The organism is Candidatus Pelagibacter sp. PS_43, assembly GCF_059417795.1.
This window is the reverse complement of the sequence record NZ_CM182066.1, coordinates 1,143,662-1,162,573: the sequence shown is the minus strand read 5'-3', so window position 1 is coordinate 1,162,573 and position 18,912 is coordinate 1,143,662. Positions and strand designations below refer to the sequence as shown.

Genomic DNA, 18,912 nt, shown 5'->3' with positions numbered 1-18,912 from the left:
TTCTAAAGAACTGATGATGGTGGGATTAATTTTTTTATTATAAATACTTGAATTTAAATAAAGTGAAAGAATTTTTTTTTTAAAAAAAATAAATGAGTTATTAAAAATCATTAATTAACTTGATTTTAGAAGCTCTATATTTTTTTTTATATTTCCATTGTTATTTTTAAATATAGTTGTGCCCGAGACCAAAATATTAGCACCAGCTTCAATAGCCAATTTATTATTATCAAAGTTAATTCCCCCATCAATTTCAATATCAAATTTCAAATTTTTTTGATCTTTTATTTTTTTTAACTCTTTAATTTTTTGTAATACTTCTGGCATAAATTTTTGACCACCAAATCCAGGATTGACACTCATGATTAAGATTAAATCTATCTCTTCTAGAAAATTTGTTACTAAATTAATTTCAGTTTTAGGGTTTAGTGATACACCCACTTTTTTATTTAAACTTTTAATGTGTGCTATTGAACTTTTTAAATCTTCAGTTGCCTCAGGATGTATAGTTATAATATCTGCTCCAGCATCTGCATAATCTTGAATGTATTTATGTACTGGTGAAATCATTAAATGAACATCAAATGGCAGTTTTGTATATTTTCTTAAAGCCTTAATAATTGGAGGCCCCATAGTTAAATTAGGAACAAAATGACCATCCATCACATCTACATGGATCATATCAGCCCCACCTTCTTCTAGTCGTTTAATTTCATTTCCTAATTGACTAAAATCAGCTGATAAAATTGATGGTGATATTTGTATTTTTTTCATTGATTGTCAGCTCTACTAGTATCAATTTTTAAAATTTAATTGAATTAAATAATTGATAAATTTGTTTAGAAATTTCACTTTCTAGAGGAAATGATAACATTCCCATTACAGAATATCCTAAGACCCAGGGCATAAAGTAAAATCTAATCATAAAAAAGAACCATGCTACATATAATGGAACCAGAGGTCCTATGATGAAAGAAGGGGTTATTGGTTTAAAAATTTTTATTAGTGGATTGGTAGATTTGACAAAAATCTTCATAAAAAAGAATTCAGAATCTTCTTTTTGAAAAATATTCATCGCAACTCGTCCTATTAAAGTCCACATAATCACACCAAATAAGTAATCTATAAAATAAACTAATGGATGGAAATTTGCTGACATTTAATGATTTATATTAGAAATGAGATTAAATTAAAAGGGGCGAAATTAATCGCCCCTTAGAATTAAAGTTTATTAGTTCTACTTACCAGTAACAGTTCTGCCACTTGGTATACGAACTTCATCAACCATTTTTTGAATTGCTTTATCTGGTTCTTGAGTCATTAAACTCACTACAACCATTGAAACAAAACTAACAGCTGCTCCGAAGATACCAAATGTTAATTGAGTAAGTCCTAAGAACCCACTTCCACCATTTCGTACCCAAACTAGGTAGATAATAGAAGAAACAAGACCTAAAACCATACCAGCAATAGCACCTTCTCTGTTAGCTCTCTTCCACCATACACCAAGTACAAGTGGGAAGAACAATCCAGACATCGCAAAGTCAAAAGCCCAGATAACTGAACCTAAGATACCTTGAATCTCCATTGCTGCAATAGTTGCTCCAGCAAAACCAATTACTACAAGTAATACCCTTGCAACAAGTAGTCTTTTTGCAGTCTCCGCTTTTGGATCAATCATTTTGTAATATACGTCATGAGAGATCGCATTAGCAATTGCTAGGATCAAACCATCAGCTGTTGACATGGCAGCAGCCATACCTCCAGCAGCAACCAGTCCTGAGATTACATATGGTAATCCAGCTATTTCTGGTGTTGCTAACACAACCGCTTTACCGCCCATGAAAAACTCGTTTAATTCAAGAGTTCCATTACCGTTAAAGTCACTGATGAACATCAAGTTTGCTTGATTCCAGTTTTGGAACCATGACAAAGCTTGAACTTCAGCAAATGATTTACCAATAATACCTGTAGGTAAAGTTGGATCAATCAATGATAGTTTTGATAGCGTTGCTAACATTGGCGCAGAAGAATACAGAAGGAAGATAAAGAATAACGACCAACCAACTGATTTTCTTGCAGCTTTTACACTTGGAGTAGTAAAGTATCTCATCATCACGTGTGGTAATGATGCTGTTCCCATCATCATTGCTAGTGCTAATGAAATAAATGCCCAAGGCGTAGCGTTTACTGCAGAGTGTGCTTTAGTTATTCCAGCTAACCCTTTAGGTACAGTTGCTAGATCAGCAGCAGAGTTTTTAATAAACCCAAACTGTTGCTCTAATTCACCAATTCTAGCTACTTCATCAGCCAACATAAAGTGAGGGAAGAAACCCGCACCTAATTTGTTACTGATCCAAAAAATTGGAAGTAAGTAAGCTATAATTAGCACGATATATTGTGCAACCTGTGTCCAAGTTACCGCTCTCATACCTCCTAACATTGAACAAAGTAAAATACTTATTAGCCCAATATATACAGCGTATTTAAAGTCGATATCTAGAGCAACAGATGCAATAGTACCTGTAGCATTAATCTGAGCAGTCACATAAGTGAATGAAGCTACAGTCAAAACTACTACAGCACAGAACCTTGCTAAATTACCACCATATCTTGTACCTATAAAATCTGGAACTGTGTAACAGCCAAATTTTCTTAAGTATGGTGCCAATAAAGTTGCGACCAATATGTAACCACCAGTCCAACCAACAAGTAGAGCCATATATCCGTAACCTTTAAAGTAAATACCACCTGCCATTGCAACGAATGAAGCACCAGACATCCAGTCTGCTGCTGTCGCCATACCGTTGAATACAGTTGGAACTTGCCTTCCAGCTACGTAATACGCATCTGCTTGAGCTGTTCTTGATAGATAACCGATCAATGCATAGATGAATATTGTAAAGGCCACAAAAGCAACACCTATTGCTTTAGCAGTCATACCCATCTGCTCACCAATTGCCATTAAGATTATGAAACCTATAAAACCTCCCGTATAGATTCCGTAAACTTTTGGCAAATTGTCTATAAATTTACCTTTTATCATTATTGATCTCCTTTTTCGTTGAAGCCAAATTCTTCATCGATTTTTTCTTGCCTATTAGCAAACCAGAAACATAAAATTACGAAAATTCCAAGAGATCCTTGACATGTAAACCAGTATGTCCATGGATAACCGAAAGGTCCTGTAACCTCGTTCATTTCAGCTGCGAAAAGGAAGATGCCGATTGAGAAAACAAACCAAATAGCCAATGTTACGAATAACAATGACCTAGTTTTTTCCCAGTGTTTTGTTGCGTTTGACATTTATACCTCTCTATTTTTAGTTATAACTAACCGAAAACATACCCATTCTGATGGTTTTTAAAAGGCAAAAATTATTCAAATTAAGTCCTTATTTGCTAATTTTTTAGGCTATAATAGCACATATTTGAACTTTTATGCAAAAATATAAACTTTCCTGGAGAGATATATCACTCAATGATTTTAAAGTTTACTTGTTTGCGATGTTTAAGGCTTTTATCCCAAAGAAAAAAATTAAAAATTTAAATGACCTTGAACATTTTATTCAAACAAAATCTGCCTGGGTAACACAAGTTACTTTATATAATTATTTAAAAACTAGAATGGGCACAAGGTACGTTCTTCATTTTGACAATGACGTATTCATGGCATCTCTTGATATTGCCAGATGGAATATTTATTCTGTTGCTTTACAGGATCTGACATTATTTACGTTCTCATATTTAAAAGTTAATTTTAATTATCAAAACATCAACCAGTCTAAAGAAATTTTTTTTAAAATTTTAGATAGTGAATCTTCAAATAAGATGCCAGTGGATATTATTGAGGAGGCAAAAAAAACTTTTAATGAGCGACTTCAAAATATAAACTGGGAAACTTATTATAAAGATCTGCCATTTAATCCTAGCGCATTATCATTATATAAATGGGCCCCAATAGCTGAAGAATTAAAAACTTTAGATAGAAAAATTGTATTAAACTCTATGATTTTAAAATGGGATAATGTTGAAAAAGAATTTAAAGAGTTAATAAATTTTTAAATATTTTTTCTATTATCAACTAAACTTTGTACAACACTTGGATCAGCTAAAGTTGTCGTATCTCCTAATTGGTCATGCTCATTAGCAGCAATTTTTCTTAAAATTCTTCTCATAATTTTTCCTGATCTCGTTTTAGGTAGTCCAGGTGAGAAATGAATGATGTCTGGTGTTGCAAGAGCACCTATCTGCTTACGTACCCAAAGTTTTAAATCTCTCTCTAGATCAAGGTCAGCTACCTCATCAACATTTAAAGTAACATAGCAGTAAAGTCCGTTACCCTTGATATCATGAGGATAACCAACTACTGCAGCTTCAGCAACTTTTGGATGGGCAACAAATGCACTCTCTATTTCGGCAGTTCCAAGGTTATGACCAGAGACAATAATTACATCATCAACACGTCCTGTTATCCAATAGTAACCGTCTTCATCTCTTCTAGCACCATCCCCTGTAAAGTATTTACCATCAAACTGAGAAAAATAAGTATCAATAAATCTTTGATGGTCACCATACACTGTTCTCATTTGTCCAGGCCAAGATTGGGAAATACACAGCCTTCCTTCGCCAGCTCCCTTAATTTCATTTCCTTCTTTATCAACAATTGCTGGTTTGATACCATAAAATGGTTTTGTGGCCGAACCTGGTTTTAAATTTATAGCTCCTGTTTGAGGACTAATTAATATTCCACCTGTCTCAGTTTGCCACCAAGTATCAACTATTGGACAATTTGAATTTCCTACAGCTTTGTAATACCACATCCATGCCTCTGGATTTATTGGTTCACCTACCGTACCTAGTAATTTTAAGGATTTTCTTGAAGTTTTTTTCAAAGGACCATCACCTTCACGCATCAAAGCTCTAATGGCTGTTGGAGCAGTATAAAAAATATTTACTTTGTACTTGTCAATGATTTCCCACCATCTTGAACTGTCAGGATATGTTGGAATTCCTTCAAACATTATAGTTGTGGCTCCATTAGCCAGTGGACCATAAATTATATAACTATGACCCGTAACCCATCCAATGTCAGCAGTACACCAATAGATATCTTTAGGTTTATAATTAAAAATATATTGATGAGTCATTGAGGCATAAACCATATATCCACCAGTTGTATGAAGAACTCCTTTAGGTTTGCCAGTTGAACCAGAGGTATAAAGAATGAACAATGGATCTTCAGCATTCATCTCTTCAGGTTCACAGTGATTGGGAACACCTTCAATTAAATCATGGTACCAAATATCTCTATCATTATTCCAGCTAATTTGACCTCCCGTTCTCTTGACTACAATACATTTTTTAACATTAGCACAGCTTCTTAAAGCCTCATCTGTAATTTGTTTTAATGGAATAGTTTTTCCACCTCTAACTCCTTCATCAGCTGTTATGATATATTCTGATTCACAATCATTAACTCTTCCAGAAATAGAGTCTGCTGAAAATCCTCCAAAAATAATAGAATGAACTGCACCAATTCTAGCACAAGCAAGCATTGTAATCGCAAGCTCTGGTATCATTGTTAAATAAATTGTAACACGGTCACCTTTTTTAATTCCCAATCTTCTTAAACCATTTGCAGTTTTTGATACTTCTCTGTGTAATTGATTGTATGAAATTTTTTTTGTATCTTTTGGATTATCTCCAACCCAGATAATTGCAGTTTTATCTTTTTTATTTTTTAGATGACGATCTATACAATTAGCAGAAGCATTTAATGTTCCATCTTCATACCATTTAATTCTAACTTCTTTCTTACTATATTTAACATTTTTAATTTTTTTGTACGGCTTAATCCAAGTTATTCTTTTTCCCTCATTTTTCCAAAATTCATTATTGTTTTTAATTGAGTCAGAATATTTTTTTTGATACTTAGTCTTATTAATTAAAGCACTTTTAACCCATTCCGGTCTAGTTTTAAAAACTAACTCTTTTTCTTTTTGTATTTTTACTTTTTTTTTGAAACTTTTTTTTTAATTTTGGATTTTACATAACTCTTTTTTTTAGCTTTCGTTTTTTTTTTAAGCTTAGGCTTTATAGAGCTTTTTTTCTTAGCTTTAGATTTTGTTTTTTTTCGTTTTGGCATGATTTTATTTTTAAATACTACCCATCTTATATAAAACTTTCCAGCTTTTAGAGTCAATTGGCATAACGGAAAGTCTGCTTTGTCTAATAAGCGATAAATGGCCAAGTTCTTTGTTTTTTTTAATATTTTCAAGAGTTACGCTTTTATCTAATTTTTCCTTAAACTTAACTTGGACAGCAACAAATCGACCTTTTTTATCTGTTTTATCTAAGAAGGCTTCTTTGATGACCTCAACAATACCAACAATTTCTTTGCCAATATTTGAATGATAAAAAAAACATAAATCTCCTTTTTTCATTCCCTTTAAATTTTTTGCTGCTTGATAATTTCTAACTCCATCCCAAGGAGCCCCTTTTGCGCCAGCTTTTTTTTGCTGATCAATTGACCAAACATCAGGTTCTGATTTCATTAACCAATAATGCATTATAATCTCACTCCAGCACCTTTTAAAAAAATAGCATCTTCATCTAATGGCCACCTAGGTTTTGCAGGACTGTCCAACTCACTAAATTGTTTTAATTTAAATTTTTCTAATCCAACCATTGCAACCATTGCTGCATTATCACCACACAATTCAATTGGTGGAAAAATTGCCTCAAAACCTTTTTCCACACAAAGGTTGGTTAGAATTTCTCTAATTTTTTTATTTGCTGCAACACCCCCTGCAACTACAAATTTATTTTTATTATCTGGGTTCATTTTTTTAAATTCTTCAAAAGCAATCATACTTTTTTTATATAGTATTTTTTCAATTGTTTTTTGAAAAGATGCTGCAAGATCATATTTTTCTTGGTCAGTTTTTATTTGTTTTGAAATTTTTAAAACAGCAGTTTTTAAGCCCGCAAATGATAAATTACATCCTCCTTTATAAAAAATTGGTTTAGGTAGCTCATATTTATTGGGATCACCTTTTTTGGCATACACTTCTATTTGGGGCCCACCTGGAAATTCTATACCTAATAATTTTGCTGTTTTATCAAAAGCTTCACCAACAGCATCATCAATAGTTGTTCCTAATCTTTTATAATTTCCTAATCCTTGCACGCTTAAAAATTGAGTATGTCCCCCAGAAATTAAAAGCAACAAGTATGGATAGTTTAATTCAGAATTTAATTTTGGACTTAATGCATGTCCTTCTAAATGATTAACAGCTATAAACGGTTTATTGAGTGATGAAGCTACAGCTTTGCCAAAACTTAAACCCACTGATAGGCAAACTATAAGACCAGGCCCTGCAGTTGCTGCTATCGCATCTAGGTGTTCCATTTTTAGTCCACTTTCATTTAGTGCTTTTTTTGTAATTAAGTCTATTTTTTCTATATGAGATCTTGCAGCAAGTTCAGGCACAACACCGCCAAATTCTTTATGAACATCCACCTGACTTGAGACAATACTTGATAAAATTGTTGGCATACCTTGCTCATTTTCTGTTACAATAGAAGCAGCAGTTTCATCACAGCTCGATTCAATTCCTAAAATTATAGGTTTTTTAATCATTAAATTAGTTTTTATTAATAATACATTCTCAATATAAGTATGAAGTATAAAGCAAATAAATGAAAAATAGAAAAATTATTATAGGTTCAAGAGGAAGCAAATTAGCACTGATCTATGCTGAAAAAGCTAGAGAAAATATTCTCAAACATGCAAAAGATTTTGGAATTGAGGATGTGGATATTAAAGAAATTGTAACCAAAGGTGATCAAGTTCAAGACCAAAGATTATCCGAAGTAGGTGGTAAAGGTTTATTTTCAAAATCAATAGAAATAGAATTATTGAATAATAAAATTGATATAGCTGTACATGCTTTAAAAGACATGCCCTCAGAAGAAACTGAGGGGTTGTTAACTAATTGTTTTTTAAAAAGAAATGATCCACGAGAGATTTTGATTAGTAAAAATAATAAAAATTTAAAAGATCTAAAATTAAACTCTGTTATTGGAACTTCATCATTTAGAAGAGAATTCCAAATTAAAAAAATAAGAAGTGATTTTCAATGTAAATTAATTAGAGGAAACATAGACACTAGATTAAGAAAGCTCGATGAAAACTTATATGATGCAATTATCTTATCCTATGCTGGAATTGACTCTCTAGGTTTAAATAAAAGCATAACTCAAACTTTTTCAACTTCAGAAATTATTCCTTGTGCAGGACAAGGAGCTATAGCTTTACAATGTCGAGACAACGATAATGAATTGATTAAATTGTTAGAATTAGTAAATCATAAAAAAACATACGATTGTATAAAAGCAGAAAGAAGTGTTTTAAAGATTTTAGAGGGTGATTGTGAAACAGCTGTAGGTGCTTTTGCAAGCATTGAAGAAGGAAAAATCACTTTAGAAGTAGAGCTTTTTTCCTTAGATGGAAAAAATAGATTTTATTTAAAATCTTCTAAAGGAATTGAGGAGGCCGAGGAATTAGGTATAGAGATAGGTAGTGCTCTTAAAAAACAGTCAAATAATTCTTATAAAAAATAATATGCATATTTTATTTACAAGACCATTGGAAGATTGTCATGAAATGATGATAAGATTTAAATCATTAGGAAATGAAATATCTCATTTACCATTAATTAGTATTCAAGGTATTAATTTCAAGTCTGTTGATTATTCAGAATTTAAGGGAATTATTTTTACAAGCTCTAATGCTATCAAATTTTTGGACATAAAAAATATTAATAAAAATTTAAAATGTTTTTGTGTAGGAAGCGCCACTGAAAAAAAAGCAAGAAATGCTGGTTTTCAAAATGTATTTGCTGCAGAAGGAAATGTAAATAATCTCAAAGAATTGATTTTGCAAAATTTTAATCCAACTGAAGGAAAATTGATTTATATTAGTGGAGAGGTTGTCTCTAGTAATTTAGATCAAGAATTAATTTTAGACGGCTATAGTGTAGATAGAATAGTTAACTACAAAGCTAATGAGATAAAGAAATATGACGAAAATTTTATCGAAAAATTAAAGCTAAATATGCCGGACATTACATATATATACTCAAAAAATAGTGCGATTAATTTTTTAAAGGTAATTAAAAATTATCAGCTAGAAACGTTGTGGATGAATACTAATTTGATGTGTGTGAGTGAGAAAACCTCTGCGGTACTTAATGAAATAAAATGGAAAAAAATTTTTCTTTTTAACCCTGGAGAAGAAGAATTTTTGCTATATAAAATTTGATTATGGACATATTTAATAATTTCAGTGAATTATTTTTTTCAGTTTGGTCAAGAGGAATTTATGGAATTGATATTTTTCAAATTTTAATTGGAATTGGAATATTTTTTATATTTTTAGTTTTTAGAGGTTTAATAAGTAAACTGATTATAAAAAAATTAGAAATAATTTCTAAAAGAACTACAAATAAACTAGATGATACATTTGTTCATGCAATGGTGGGGCCTGCAAGATTTTTACCAATCGTTCTAGGTTTTTTTATTGCAAGTTATTACATGTCTTTTGGAGAAGAGGGCAAGTTAGCTATAGATACAATAAATAGAACACTGATTACTATTTTTATTTTTTGGTTGATTCATCAGGTTGTTGAACCCATTTCTTATATCTTAAGTGGTTTAGACAAAATGTTAACTAAAGAGTTGATTGGTTGGATTATTAAATCGTTAAAAATCTTAATTTTTATATTAGGTTTAGCTGCTGTCCTTGAACTTTGGGGAATAAAAATTGGACCAATTATTGCTGGACTTGGTTTATTTGGTGTTGCGGTTGCTTTGGGTGCTCAAGATTTATTTAAAAATTTAATATCTGGGATTTTAGTTTTAGTTGAAAAAAGATTTAAGATTGGTGATTGGATTTTAGTTGAAGGAACAATCGAAGGTGTTGTTGAAAAAATTGGTTTTAGATCTACGGTGATTAGAAAGTTTGATAAATCTTTAGCAATAATTCCAAATTTTCAATTTGCAGAAAATTCAGTAGTTAATATTAGTGAAACAACCAATTGGAGAATAAGATGGTCGATTACTCTTCAGTACGATACAACTGTTGAACAATTAAAAAAAATAAGAGAAGAAATTGAAAACTATATAAATAAAAGTGATGATTTTAATCAAAGTGTAGGTGTTGCTGTAAGAATTGAAAAATTTTCAGATAGCTCAATAGATCTTCTTGTTAGATGTTTTACAGCCAGTAATAGTTGGACTGATTCACTTTTAGTTAAAGAGAGATTAGCAATTGCAATAAAGGAAATAGTAGAAGACAATAAAGCTTCTTTTGCTTTCCCAAGTCAGTCAATTTATATCGAGAAAAAATGATAGCAATTTTTTATTTGGTTCTTCAAATATTAAAACTCTATTCTTATGTGGTAATTGCAAATGTAATTACCAGCTGGCTTGTTGCATTTAATGTTTTAAATACTCAAAATAGATTTGTTTATTCTATTTTAGAGGTGACTTATCGATTAACAAGTCCTGCGCTTAATAAAATTAGAAGTTTTTTACCCAATTTAGGTTCAATAGATATTTCACCAGTTATATTACTTTTATTGATTTGGTTTATAGAAATGTGTATGAAGTTGTACATTGCGCCAATGATTTTTTGAGGAAATAAATGATTTTAATTGATGGAAAAAAAATAGCAGCTGAACTTAGAGAAGAACTAAGACAAGAAGTTGTAGAATTAAAAGCTAAACACAATAAAGTTCCAGGTCTTACGGTAATTTTAATAGGTGATATGGCTCCTAGTCAAATTTATGTTCGTATGAAAGAAAAAGCTGCGAACGAAGTAGGGTTAAAATCAGAAGTAATTAGATACCCAGAGGCTGTTGAAGAAAAAACAGTATTAGATAAAATTGAAGAACTTAATAAAGATGAAAATATTTCAGGAATTTTAGTACAATTACCTTTACCAAAACATATTGATAAGCAAAAAGTAATTGAAAGTATTTTACCAGGAAAAGATGTTGATGGGTTTCACCCAATGAATGTTGGAAATCTTTCTTCAGGCTATGAAAGTTCAGTTCCTTGTACTCCTTTAGGGTGTTATCTAATGATTAAAAAAATTGAACCAAACTTGAGTGGGAAAAAAGCGGTTATGATTGGTAGATCAAATCTAAACGGTAAGCCAATGGCACAGTTACTTTTAAAAGAAAATTGCACTGTAACAATTACTCATTCAAAAACTAAAGATTTAAAAGCAGAATGCTTGGAGGCAGATATTATTGTTGCGGCAGTCGGCATTCCAGAGCTTGTAAAAGCGGACTGGGTTAAAAAAGATGCAATTGTAATAGATGTTGGGATCAATAAAACTGAAAATGGTATTGTTGGTGATGTTGCATTTGAAGAAGTTTCAAAAGTTGCAAAAGCTTTAACTCCTGTTCCAGGCGGAGTAGGACCAATGACTATTGCCTGTCTGTTAAAAAATACAATTGAGTGTTTTAAAAGATCTCAAAAATAAGTGTTAAAAAAAATATTAAAAAAACTACATATACTTCACAGTATTTATATTAAGCATAAGTTTTTTATTAAAAAAAAATCTTATTCAATGGATAATGAGGATACTGTTATTTTAAAATATTTCAAAGATAGAAAAAATGGTTTTTATGTAGATGTTGGCTGTTATCATCCTATACATATAAATAATACATATCTATTACACAAAAAAAATTGGCATGGTATCAATATAGATACAAGTCAATTTTCTATTGATCTTTTTAATTATATGAGACCAAAAGATTTGAATTATAATTGTGCAATTTCTAATAAGAACGAATTTATAAAGTTGTTTTATCAGAAAGAGCTTAGTCAATTAAGTACAACAGAAAAAAAACAAGCTGAAATTGTTTTTCAAGGGAATATTAAAGAAAAAGAAGTAGAAGCTTTTACTTTAAATGAAATTTTAAATAGAGATAAATATAAAAATTCCAAAATTGATTTTTTAGACATCGATGTTGAAGGGGCTGACCTCAAAGTTTTGGAGGGTCTTTCTTTTGATAGGTTTAAACCTGAGTTAGTTTGTGTTGAAATTCATGCAAAAGAAATAAAAAAAAGTGATATCTATAATTTTTTAACTGATAAAAACTATGAATTATTATGGTCAGGAGTTTTTAGTCATATTTTTAAAAGATTATACAATTAAGAAAAGATAGATGAAAAAATTTTTAACTTTTATAATTATGATTTTTATTTATAACTCATCATCATTTGCTATGGATAAAAAACCTTATCATCATTTACCAGATGGAACTTTTAGAAACCCAGAAGGATCGCCCGTTAGAACTAGTAAAGCCAAGTTTTCTTACACGCAATTTATTAAATTGAAAAAGAAAATAGACATGACCGTTCCTAAAGAACACGTTGTTGATAAAGAAAAAGTTTTATCTGATTTAGAAAAGTATAAAAATGAAGATTATATTGCTTGGATTGGTCATGCTACTTACTTAATTAAACTTGGAGACACAACGATTATAACAGATCCTGTATTTTCTAAAAATGCGGGACCTTTAATTTTTGGTCCAGATAGATTCACTGAGCCTGCCTTAAATTTAGATGAAATTCCAAAGACTGATTTATTATTATTAACACATAATCATTATGATCATCAAGATATGGGAACTATTAGAAAGTATCCGTTTAAAAATACAAAAGTTTTGGCACCACTAAATCTTGGAAAATACTTTACAAAAAATAAATTTAAAGATGTAAATGAAATGGATTGGTATGAAGAAATTAAAGTTAATGAGGATTTAAAAGTAACATTACTCCCAGCTGTTCATTGGTCTAAAAGAAGTCTAACGGATATGAATAAAACACTCTGGGGTAATTTTTTAATTGAATATAAGGGTAAAAAAATCCTATTTGCTTGTGATACTGGCTATGGAAATATTTACAAAGAATTAGGTGAAAAATATGGTCCAATTGATTTAACAATGATTAATATTGGAGCTTATGACTTTAAGCCAATGTTTGATAAATCAATTTATCACACAACACCAGAAGAAGCCTTAAATGTAGCAAAAGATTTAAGAAGTAAAAAGGTTATGGGAACACACTGGGGAACTTTTGTTTTATCACTAGAACCTATTATGGAACCACCAGTAAGATTTAAAGCTAGTGCAGAAAAGTATGGTTTTAAAAAAGATGATGCTATTATTTTTAAAGTTGGAGAAATTCAACCTTTAGAGAGCTTACTATCTAAACAATAAAATTAGCTATACAAATATTATATATAAAATTATTATAAATTTTTATGTCTGGAACTGATGCAAAGAAATTTTTTTTAGAAGCCATAGAGCATTACAAAGAAAAAGATTTTTTTTTAGCAGAAGAAAAATTTGAAAAAGCCCTAGAACTTAGTCCAAATAGAATTTCAATTTTAGAAAACCTAGCAATAGTTTATTTTGAAAATAATAAGTATCTAAAATGTGAAGACACACTAAATAAAATAATTGATTTTGGAAAAGATTCTAAGCAGATTTTTATTTTAAAATTTAGAGCTTTAAAAAAATTAGATAAAACAAAAGAACTTAAATTATATATTAATGATAATTTTTACTCTAAAAATTTGTCACCAAAATATAAAATTATTAAAGATTTTCTTTATCCCCTTTTTTTTCAAGATCAAAATGATTTAGACAAAACGAGAAAAGAGTTTTCTAATTCTTTAAATGAATTAATAAAAGAAAGTGACATCAAGCTTACTTTGGATAAAGATACAATTAATCCACCAATCTTCTATTTATCCTATGATCAATATGAAAATATAGAATTAAATAAAAAAATTGTAGATTTATATAGAAAAACATATCCGGAGTTAAATCAAAGCTTTGTAAAAAAAAATAATAATGAAAAAATAAAAATAGGGTTTATTTCTGAATTTTTTAGCAATCACACAATTGGCAAATTATATCATGGAATTATTTTCAAGTTAGATCAATCTAAATTTGAAGTAAGTGTGTTTCATTCAAAGAACACAAAGAAATCAATCCTTTTTGACAACTTCAAAAACACACTTAATATAAAAAATATTATTTTGCCATCTAAATTTCAAGAAAAAATAGATATAATTAATAAAGAAAAATTAGACATTGCTTTTTTTCCAGATATAGGAATGTCCACAGAGTTTTATTTTCTTTCATATATTAGATTTGCAAAAGCACAATTTACTTCATGGGGACATCCAATTACAACAGGCAATGACTCGATAGATTATTTTTTATCATCCAAACTATTGGAAACTCAAAATGCTCAAAAAAGATTTTCAGAACAATTGATTTTATCAGATTATTTACCTATGTATTTTTATACACCCACATCCCCAAAAACTCTAATAGACAAGCAATTGAGCATAAAAAATAAATATTTTTGTTCTCAAAACTTAATAAAAGTTCACCCTCATTTTGATGAGGTAATTAGTAAAATACTCAAAGAAGATAAAAAAGCAGAGGTTATATTTATTAAAGATGCAGATGAGATAATAAGCAAAAAACTATTTAATAGATTTAAAAAAAATATTCCATCAAATTATGAGAGAATTACTTTTTTAAATAAAATGAGCCTTGAAAATTATATTAAATTGTGTGGAAGGTCTTCAGTATTGCTGGATACATTATATTTTGGAGCAGGAAATAGTTTTCATGAGTCCATGCTGTATGGAACCCCTACAGTTAGTATGCCATCTGAAAATCTTAAAAGTAGAATCGTATTAGGAGCATATAAACAAATGAAAATTAATGATCCACCCATAGTAACTTGTATAGATGATTACGTACAAAAGGCTGTAGAAATTGCAAATTTAGATGAAAAAAAAATGTTAGAAACTAAAAGATATTATTCAGAGAATGCAAAAATATTTTTATTTGAAAATGATGAAGCTGTTAAAGATTTAGAAAGAATCTTTCTTAAATTATTATAATTAATAATTAGCATATTCAGCAATAATTATTTACTGCACATTTTAATGTTTTTTATTTGACTTTATTTTGTTGATTCATCTCCATTAACCATAAAGCATTTTCACTTAAGAAAAATATTTTACCATTAGACGGATGAACTTGAATATCTCTTATTCTTCCAACATTATCTTTAAATATAACATCTTCTTTCACATTAGTTGGATCATTAAATATTAGTTTTCTTAAAGATCTATCTTTTAAAGAAGTAACTAGTGCATGCCCATTCCACTCTTTAAACTCATTTCCTCTGTAAATTGTAATAGCACTTGTAGCTATGGAAGGTACCCAATATTGAATTGCTTTAGTAAAACCTGGCTTCCATTTTGGACCAATAGAAATTCCAGAATAATTTTTTCCACCCCAGCCTAAAATTTTCCATCCATAATTTTCTCCTTTTTTTGCCTCTCCAAACCAATCACCACCTCTTGCACCATGATTACTTAAATATATTTTTCCATCATAATCAGAAAGTGTTAAACCTTGTGGATTACGAACACCTATTTGATAAATTTCAGGCAACCAATCTGGTTTACCAATAAACTTTGGGTTATCTTTGGGAATACGACCATCAGTATGAATTCTAATAATACTACCAGGATGTTTTGTGGGATCTTGAGCAATCATACCTTGGCCTCTTTCACCAGCTGATGCATAAATATAATCATCTTTAATCGCTAATCTTGAACCAAAATGATAACCAGAATCTATAGGAGGGTTTGCTTGAAAAATATTTTTAAAATTTAATTCTTGTTTGTTTAATTGTGCTTTTGCAATTGATGTACTTGTTTTCGAATCCCCTCTATTTTCTGAATAAGAAATCCATAATATATTATCTTGGTGAATAATATCTAACAATCCACCTTGGCCAACTTCTAAAAAATTAAGATTATGTTTAACCTCTGTAATTTTTTTTGAAATAACGTTAATAATTTTAATTTTTCCACTTTTTTCAGTAATAATGATTTCATCATTGTTAATAAAGGATGATCCCCAAGGTTCATCTAGCTCTATAATTTTAGTGAATGTATAATTATTAGAATAGCTTTTTGAAGCAAATAAAAGGAAAAAAATTACTAATGAAAGATATTTTTTCACTTTAAGAAAGTTTTGATCTACCACCATCAACAGCTATTATCTGTCCAGTAATCCAAGAACTCTCTTCAGTAATTAAAAATTTAGCAAGCGCTGCAGAATCTTTTCCTTCGCCCAATCTTTTCAGAGGATGTGCTTTAGCAATTCCTTCTGCAATTGTAGAATTTTTTAACATTGGTTCTGCGATTTTAGATTTCGATAAGCTAGGCGCAATACAATTTACTCTAATATTTGGAGCAAACTCAGCAGCCAGTGTAACAGTTAATCCCTCAACAGCAGCCTTAGCAGATGCAATAATTGTGTGATTAGTAAAACCTCTTTGAGCAGCAACGGTTGAAAATAAAACGACTGAACCCTTGTTTTTTTTTAAACTTTCTTGAAATCCTTTTATAACTTCAATGGCTGAATAAAGGTTTAGTTTCATACATTTATTCATATCAGCCTCTGTAACCATTCTTAATGGTTTCAAATCAATAGAGCCCACACAGTAAGCGACCCCTTTAATATCATTAATATCTGATTTTACTTTTTCTATAAATCCATCTTCTAAAACGTCAGCAACTGTATAAGAGCAACCCAATTTTTCTGCGATTGCTTTAACTTCACTTTCATTTCTTGCAACAAGATGTATATCATTACCTGAATTTTTTAATTGTTCAGCTAAGCTAGAGCCCACAGAACCTGTCGCACCAAAAATAAGATATTTTTCTGACATATAATTTTTAATTAGTTATATTTAATTATGAAATTGTTTTTTATACTTGGCAATCAATTATTTCCATTAAAATACATAGACCGCTTCAAAAAGGACCACTCTTTTTACATGGCAGAAGACTATGAGCTATGTACTTATGAAAAGCATCATAAGCAAAAGATACTGCTATTTCTATCTTCTATGAGGTCTTATGCGGATACGCTTAAAGCGAATAAATACAAAGTCGAATATTCTAAAATTGAAGACAAAGGTTTTAAAGACACTTACTTTAAAAAATTAAAAATTATCATTAATCAAAAAAAAATTACTGAAATTTCAAGTTTTGAGGTTGAGGATAAATTTTTTGAAAAGAAAATTTCTCAATTTTTAAAAAAAGAAAAAATAAATTGGAATATTATTCAAACTCCAATGTTTTTAAACTCAAGAGATGAGTTTAAAAATTATTTAGCAAAATCAAAAAAACCTTTTATGGCAACATTTTACAAAGAGGTTCGTAAAAAATCTGGAATATTAATGGGAGCAGATGGAAACCCTATTGGGGGCAAATGGAGTTTTGATGAGGATAACAGAAATAAATTACCAAAAGATGTGTTAATACCAAAATTTCCAAAAATTAATGAAACTAATCACACTAAAAAATTAAAACCAATTATTGAAAAATTATTTAAAGATCACCCTGGAAATACATATAATTTTTGGTTAGCAACTGAATATAATGATGTGGTTAAACTGTTAGATTTTTTTATTAAAGAGAAATCAAATTTATTTGGTGACTATGAAGATGCTGTTAATCAAAAAGACAATATTTTATTTCATAGCGCATTAAGTCCGTACATTAATTTAGGATTGATAACTCCTGAGATTATCATTCAAAAAATTTTAGAATTTCATAAAAAACATAAAATTAGAATGAACTCGCTTGAAGGTTATGTTCGTCAGATAATAGGTTGGAGAGAGTTTATGCGTGGAATTTATCAAGGTTACTCTAATGAAATGGAAACAAAAAATTTTTTCAAACATGAAAGAAAAATGAAAAAGTCTTGGTATGAAGGCACAACTGGTTTACCTCCATTGGATCATGCAATTAAAAATGCTGTTAATCATGGCTGGTCTCACCATATTGAAAGATTGATGATTTTATCAAATATAATGAACCTTTGTGAGGTTAAACCAACAATTGTTTATAAATGGTTTATGGAAATGTTTGTCGATTCATCTGACTGGGTGATGGTTCCCAATGTTTATGGAATGGGCCTATTTAGTGATGGAGGTATTTTTGCAACTAAACCATACATTTGCGGATCAAGTTATTTTATGAAAATGATGGATTTTAAGAAAGGGGATTGGTGCAATACGATGGATGGTTTGTACTGGAGATTTATAGATAGAAATAGAAAATTTTTTTTAAAAAACCCCAGACTATCAATGATGGTTTATGTTTTTGATAAAATGAAAAATGATAGAAAAAAAATGATTTTATCTGAAGCAGACAAATTTATAAAACAAAATACAATTTAGTGAAAAAAGAACATCTACCATCAAAAATTTGTCCTGTTTGTAAAAGACCTTTTGTTTGGCGCAAGAAATGGAAATTAAACTGGGATAAGGTAAAGTATTGTTCTAAGAAGTGTTCGAAGTGATTTACTTATCTTTATTTGCTATATCTTTTTTAGCTGCAACCATTTTACCGTTTTCATCTGAACTCACATTGGCAGGGTTAATTGCAACATCAAATTATGATAATTTATTATTGTTAATTGTTGCAAGCTTTGGAAATGTTTTAGGATCTGTTGTTAACTGGGTTTTAGGATATTATTCAAGAAATCTTACTATAAAAAAATGGTTTCCATTTAAAGAAGCACAAATAGAAAGATCATCAAAATGGTTTAGTAAATTTGGTAAATGGTCATTATTATTTGCTTGGGTTCCAATAATAGGTGATCCACTGACTTTAGTTGCAGGTTTACTAAGAGTTAGATTTTTAGATTTTATTATTTTAGTGGCAATTGGAAAAGTAAGTAGGTACCTTATTGTCTTTTATTTAATTGGCTAA

At 29.8% G+C, this 18,912-nt stretch carries 22 protein-coding genes; 12 read left to right on the top strand and 10 right to left on the bottom strand.

All coding sequences use genetic code 11. The annotated features are described in order from the left end of the window. Positions 1-114: 114 nt before the first annotated feature. From rpe to AC5SLL_RS06315, 4 genes are all read right to left on the bottom strand, one after another. Positions 115-774, bottom strand: a complete 660-nt coding sequence (gene rpe, locus AC5SLL_RS06330) for a ribulose-phosphate 3-epimerase (protein ID WP_494579764.1) — start codon at positions 772-774, stop codon at positions 115-117. Between the two features lie 28 nt (positions 775-802). After that, the gene (locus tag AC5SLL_RS06325; protein ID WP_494586511.1) at positions 803-1,159 is read right to left on the bottom strand and encodes a hypothetical protein; all 357 of its coding nucleotides are present in this window, start codon (positions 1,157-1,159) and stop codon (positions 803-805) included. Positions 1,160-1,237: 78 nt separating this feature from the next. Next, on the bottom strand, positions 1,238-3,046 hold the full coding sequence (locus AC5SLL_RS06320) for a sodium:solute symporter family protein (RefSeq protein ID WP_494586510.1): 1,809 nt from the start codon (positions 3,044-3,046) through the stop codon (positions 1,238-1,240). Beyond that, positions 3,046-3,306, bottom strand: coding sequence for a DUF4212 domain-containing protein (locus AC5SLL_RS06315; RefSeq protein WP_018413666.1), 261 nt, complete (start codon positions 3,304-3,306; stop codon positions 3,046-3,048). Before AC5SLL_RS06315 ends, AC5SLL_RS06320 begins: the two co-directional genes overlap by 1 nt. Before the next feature lie 134 nt (positions 3,307-3,440). Here AC5SLL_RS06315 and AC5SLL_RS06310 point away from each other — a divergent pair, with 134 nt between their 5' ends. Beyond that, entirely contained in the window at positions 3,441-4,064 is a 624-nt protein-coding gene (locus tag AC5SLL_RS06310) for an esterase (RefSeq protein WP_494586509.1), read from the top strand. Here the strand turns inward: AC5SLL_RS06310 and acs are convergent. From acs to tsaD, 4 genes are all read right to left on the bottom strand, one after another. Continuing rightward, on the bottom strand, positions 4,061-5,947 hold the full coding sequence (gene acs, locus AC5SLL_RS06305) for an acetate--CoA ligase (protein WP_494587078.1): 1,887 nt from the start codon (positions 5,945-5,947) through the stop codon (positions 4,061-4,063). The two genes, AC5SLL_RS06310 and acs, sit on opposite strands and share 4 nt — an antisense overlap. Before the next feature lie 62 nt (positions 5,948-6,009). After that, entirely contained in the window at positions 6,010-6,147 is a 138-nt protein-coding gene (locus AC5SLL_RS06300) for a hypothetical protein (RefSeq protein WP_494586508.1), read from the bottom strand. 10 nt (positions 6,148-6,157) lie between these two features. Then, positions 6,158-6,571: an EVE domain-containing protein gene (locus AC5SLL_RS06295; protein WP_494586507.1), complete on the bottom strand. Its 414-nt coding sequence runs from the start codon at positions 6,569-6,571 to the stop codon at positions 6,158-6,160. Then, on the bottom strand, positions 6,571-7,644 hold the full coding sequence (gene tsaD / locus AC5SLL_RS06290; protein ID WP_494586506.1) for a tRNA (adenosine(37)-N6)-threonylcarbamoyltransferase complex transferase subunit TsaD: 1,074 nt from the start codon (positions 7,642-7,644) through the stop codon (positions 6,571-6,573). Before tsaD ends, AC5SLL_RS06295 begins: the two co-directional genes overlap by 1 nt. 59 nt (positions 7,645-7,703) lie before the next feature. Here tsaD and hemC point away from each other — a divergent pair, with 59 nt between their 5' ends. From hemC to AC5SLL_RS06250, 8 genes are read left to right on the top strand one after another with little or no spacing between them, the layout of a single operon-like run. Continuing rightward, complete coding sequence (hemC, locus tag AC5SLL_RS06285; RefSeq protein WP_494586505.1) at positions 7,704-8,627, top strand: hydroxymethylbilane synthase; 924 nt, start codon at positions 7,704-7,706, stop codon at positions 8,625-8,627. Between the two features lies 1 nt (position 8,628). Beyond that, on the top strand, positions 8,629-9,327 hold the full coding sequence (locus AC5SLL_RS06280) for a uroporphyrinogen-III synthase (protein ID WP_494586504.1): 699 nt from the start codon (positions 8,629-8,631) through the stop codon (positions 9,325-9,327). A gap of 2 nt (positions 9,328-9,329) precedes the next feature. Beyond that, the gene (locus tag AC5SLL_RS06275) at positions 9,330-10,415 is read left to right on the top strand and encodes a mechanosensitive ion channel family protein (RefSeq protein ID WP_494586503.1); all 1,086 of its coding nucleotides are present in this window, start codon (positions 9,330-9,332) and stop codon (positions 10,413-10,415) included. Continuing rightward, positions 10,412-10,702: a YggT family protein gene (locus AC5SLL_RS06270; RefSeq protein ID WP_494586502.1), complete on the top strand. Its 291-nt coding sequence runs from the start codon at positions 10,412-10,414 to the stop codon at positions 10,700-10,702. The genes AC5SLL_RS06275 and AC5SLL_RS06270 overlap by 4 nt, the downstream gene beginning before the upstream one ends. 8 nt (positions 10,703-10,710) lie before the next feature. Beyond that, positions 10,711-11,556 (top strand): bifunctional 5,10-methylenetetrahydrofolate dehydrogenase/5,10-methenyltetrahydrofolate cyclohydrolase, encoded by an 846-nt coding sequence (locus tag AC5SLL_RS06265; RefSeq protein WP_494586501.1) that lies wholly within the window; start codon positions 10,711-10,713, stop codon positions 11,554-11,556. Further along, on the top strand, positions 11,557-12,237 hold the full coding sequence (locus AC5SLL_RS06260; protein ID WP_494586500.1) for an FkbM family methyltransferase: 681 nt from the start codon (positions 11,557-11,559) through the stop codon (positions 12,235-12,237). It abuts the gene before it with no gap. Between the two features lie 10 nt (positions 12,238-12,247). Then, on the top strand, positions 12,248-13,303 hold the full coding sequence (locus tag AC5SLL_RS06255; protein ID WP_494586499.1) for an MBL fold metallo-hydrolase: 1,056 nt from the start codon (positions 12,248-12,250) through the stop codon (positions 13,301-13,303). Between the two features lie 44 nt (positions 13,304-13,347). Then, positions 13,348-15,012 carry a tetratricopeptide repeat protein gene (locus tag AC5SLL_RS06250; protein ID WP_494577984.1) on the top strand — a complete coding sequence of 555 codons (1,665 nt, stop codon included), beginning with the start codon at positions 13,348-13,350 and terminating at the stop codon, positions 15,010-15,012. Between the two features lie 52 nt (positions 15,013-15,064). On the opposite strand, the gene AC5SLL_RS06245 is transcribed toward AC5SLL_RS06250, so the two are convergent. Then, positions 15,065-16,174, bottom strand: coding sequence for a PQQ-dependent sugar dehydrogenase (locus AC5SLL_RS06245; protein ID WP_494586498.1), 1,110 nt, complete (start codon positions 16,172-16,174; stop codon positions 15,065-15,067). Beyond that, positions 16,149-16,859, bottom strand: coding sequence for an SDR family NAD(P)-dependent oxidoreductase (locus tag AC5SLL_RS06240; RefSeq protein ID WP_494586497.1), 711 nt, complete (start codon positions 16,857-16,859; stop codon positions 16,149-16,151). Before AC5SLL_RS06240 ends, AC5SLL_RS06245 begins: the two co-directional genes overlap by 26 nt. Positions 16,860-16,886: 27 nt before the next feature. On the opposite strand from AC5SLL_RS06240, the gene AC5SLL_RS06235 reads away from it, so the two are divergent. The 3 genes from AC5SLL_RS06235 to AC5SLL_RS06225 are packed head-to-tail and all read left to right on the top strand — an operon-like array spanning position 16,887 to position 18,912. Continuing rightward, positions 16,887-18,377 carry a cryptochrome/photolyase family protein gene (locus tag AC5SLL_RS06235; RefSeq protein ID WP_494586496.1) on the top strand — a complete coding sequence of 497 codons (1,491 nt, stop codon included), beginning with the start codon at positions 16,887-16,889 and terminating at the stop codon, positions 18,375-18,377. Continuing rightward, positions 18,377-18,499 (top strand): DUF2256 domain-containing protein, encoded by a 123-nt coding sequence (locus AC5SLL_RS06230; protein WP_494586495.1) that lies wholly within the window; start codon positions 18,377-18,379, stop codon positions 18,497-18,499. Before AC5SLL_RS06235 ends, AC5SLL_RS06230 begins: the two co-directional genes overlap by 1 nt. After that, on the top strand, positions 18,496-18,912 hold the full coding sequence (locus AC5SLL_RS06225; protein WP_494586494.1) for a YqaA family protein: 417 nt from the start codon (positions 18,496-18,498) through the stop codon (positions 18,910-18,912). The genes AC5SLL_RS06230 and AC5SLL_RS06225 overlap by 4 nt, the downstream gene beginning before the upstream one ends.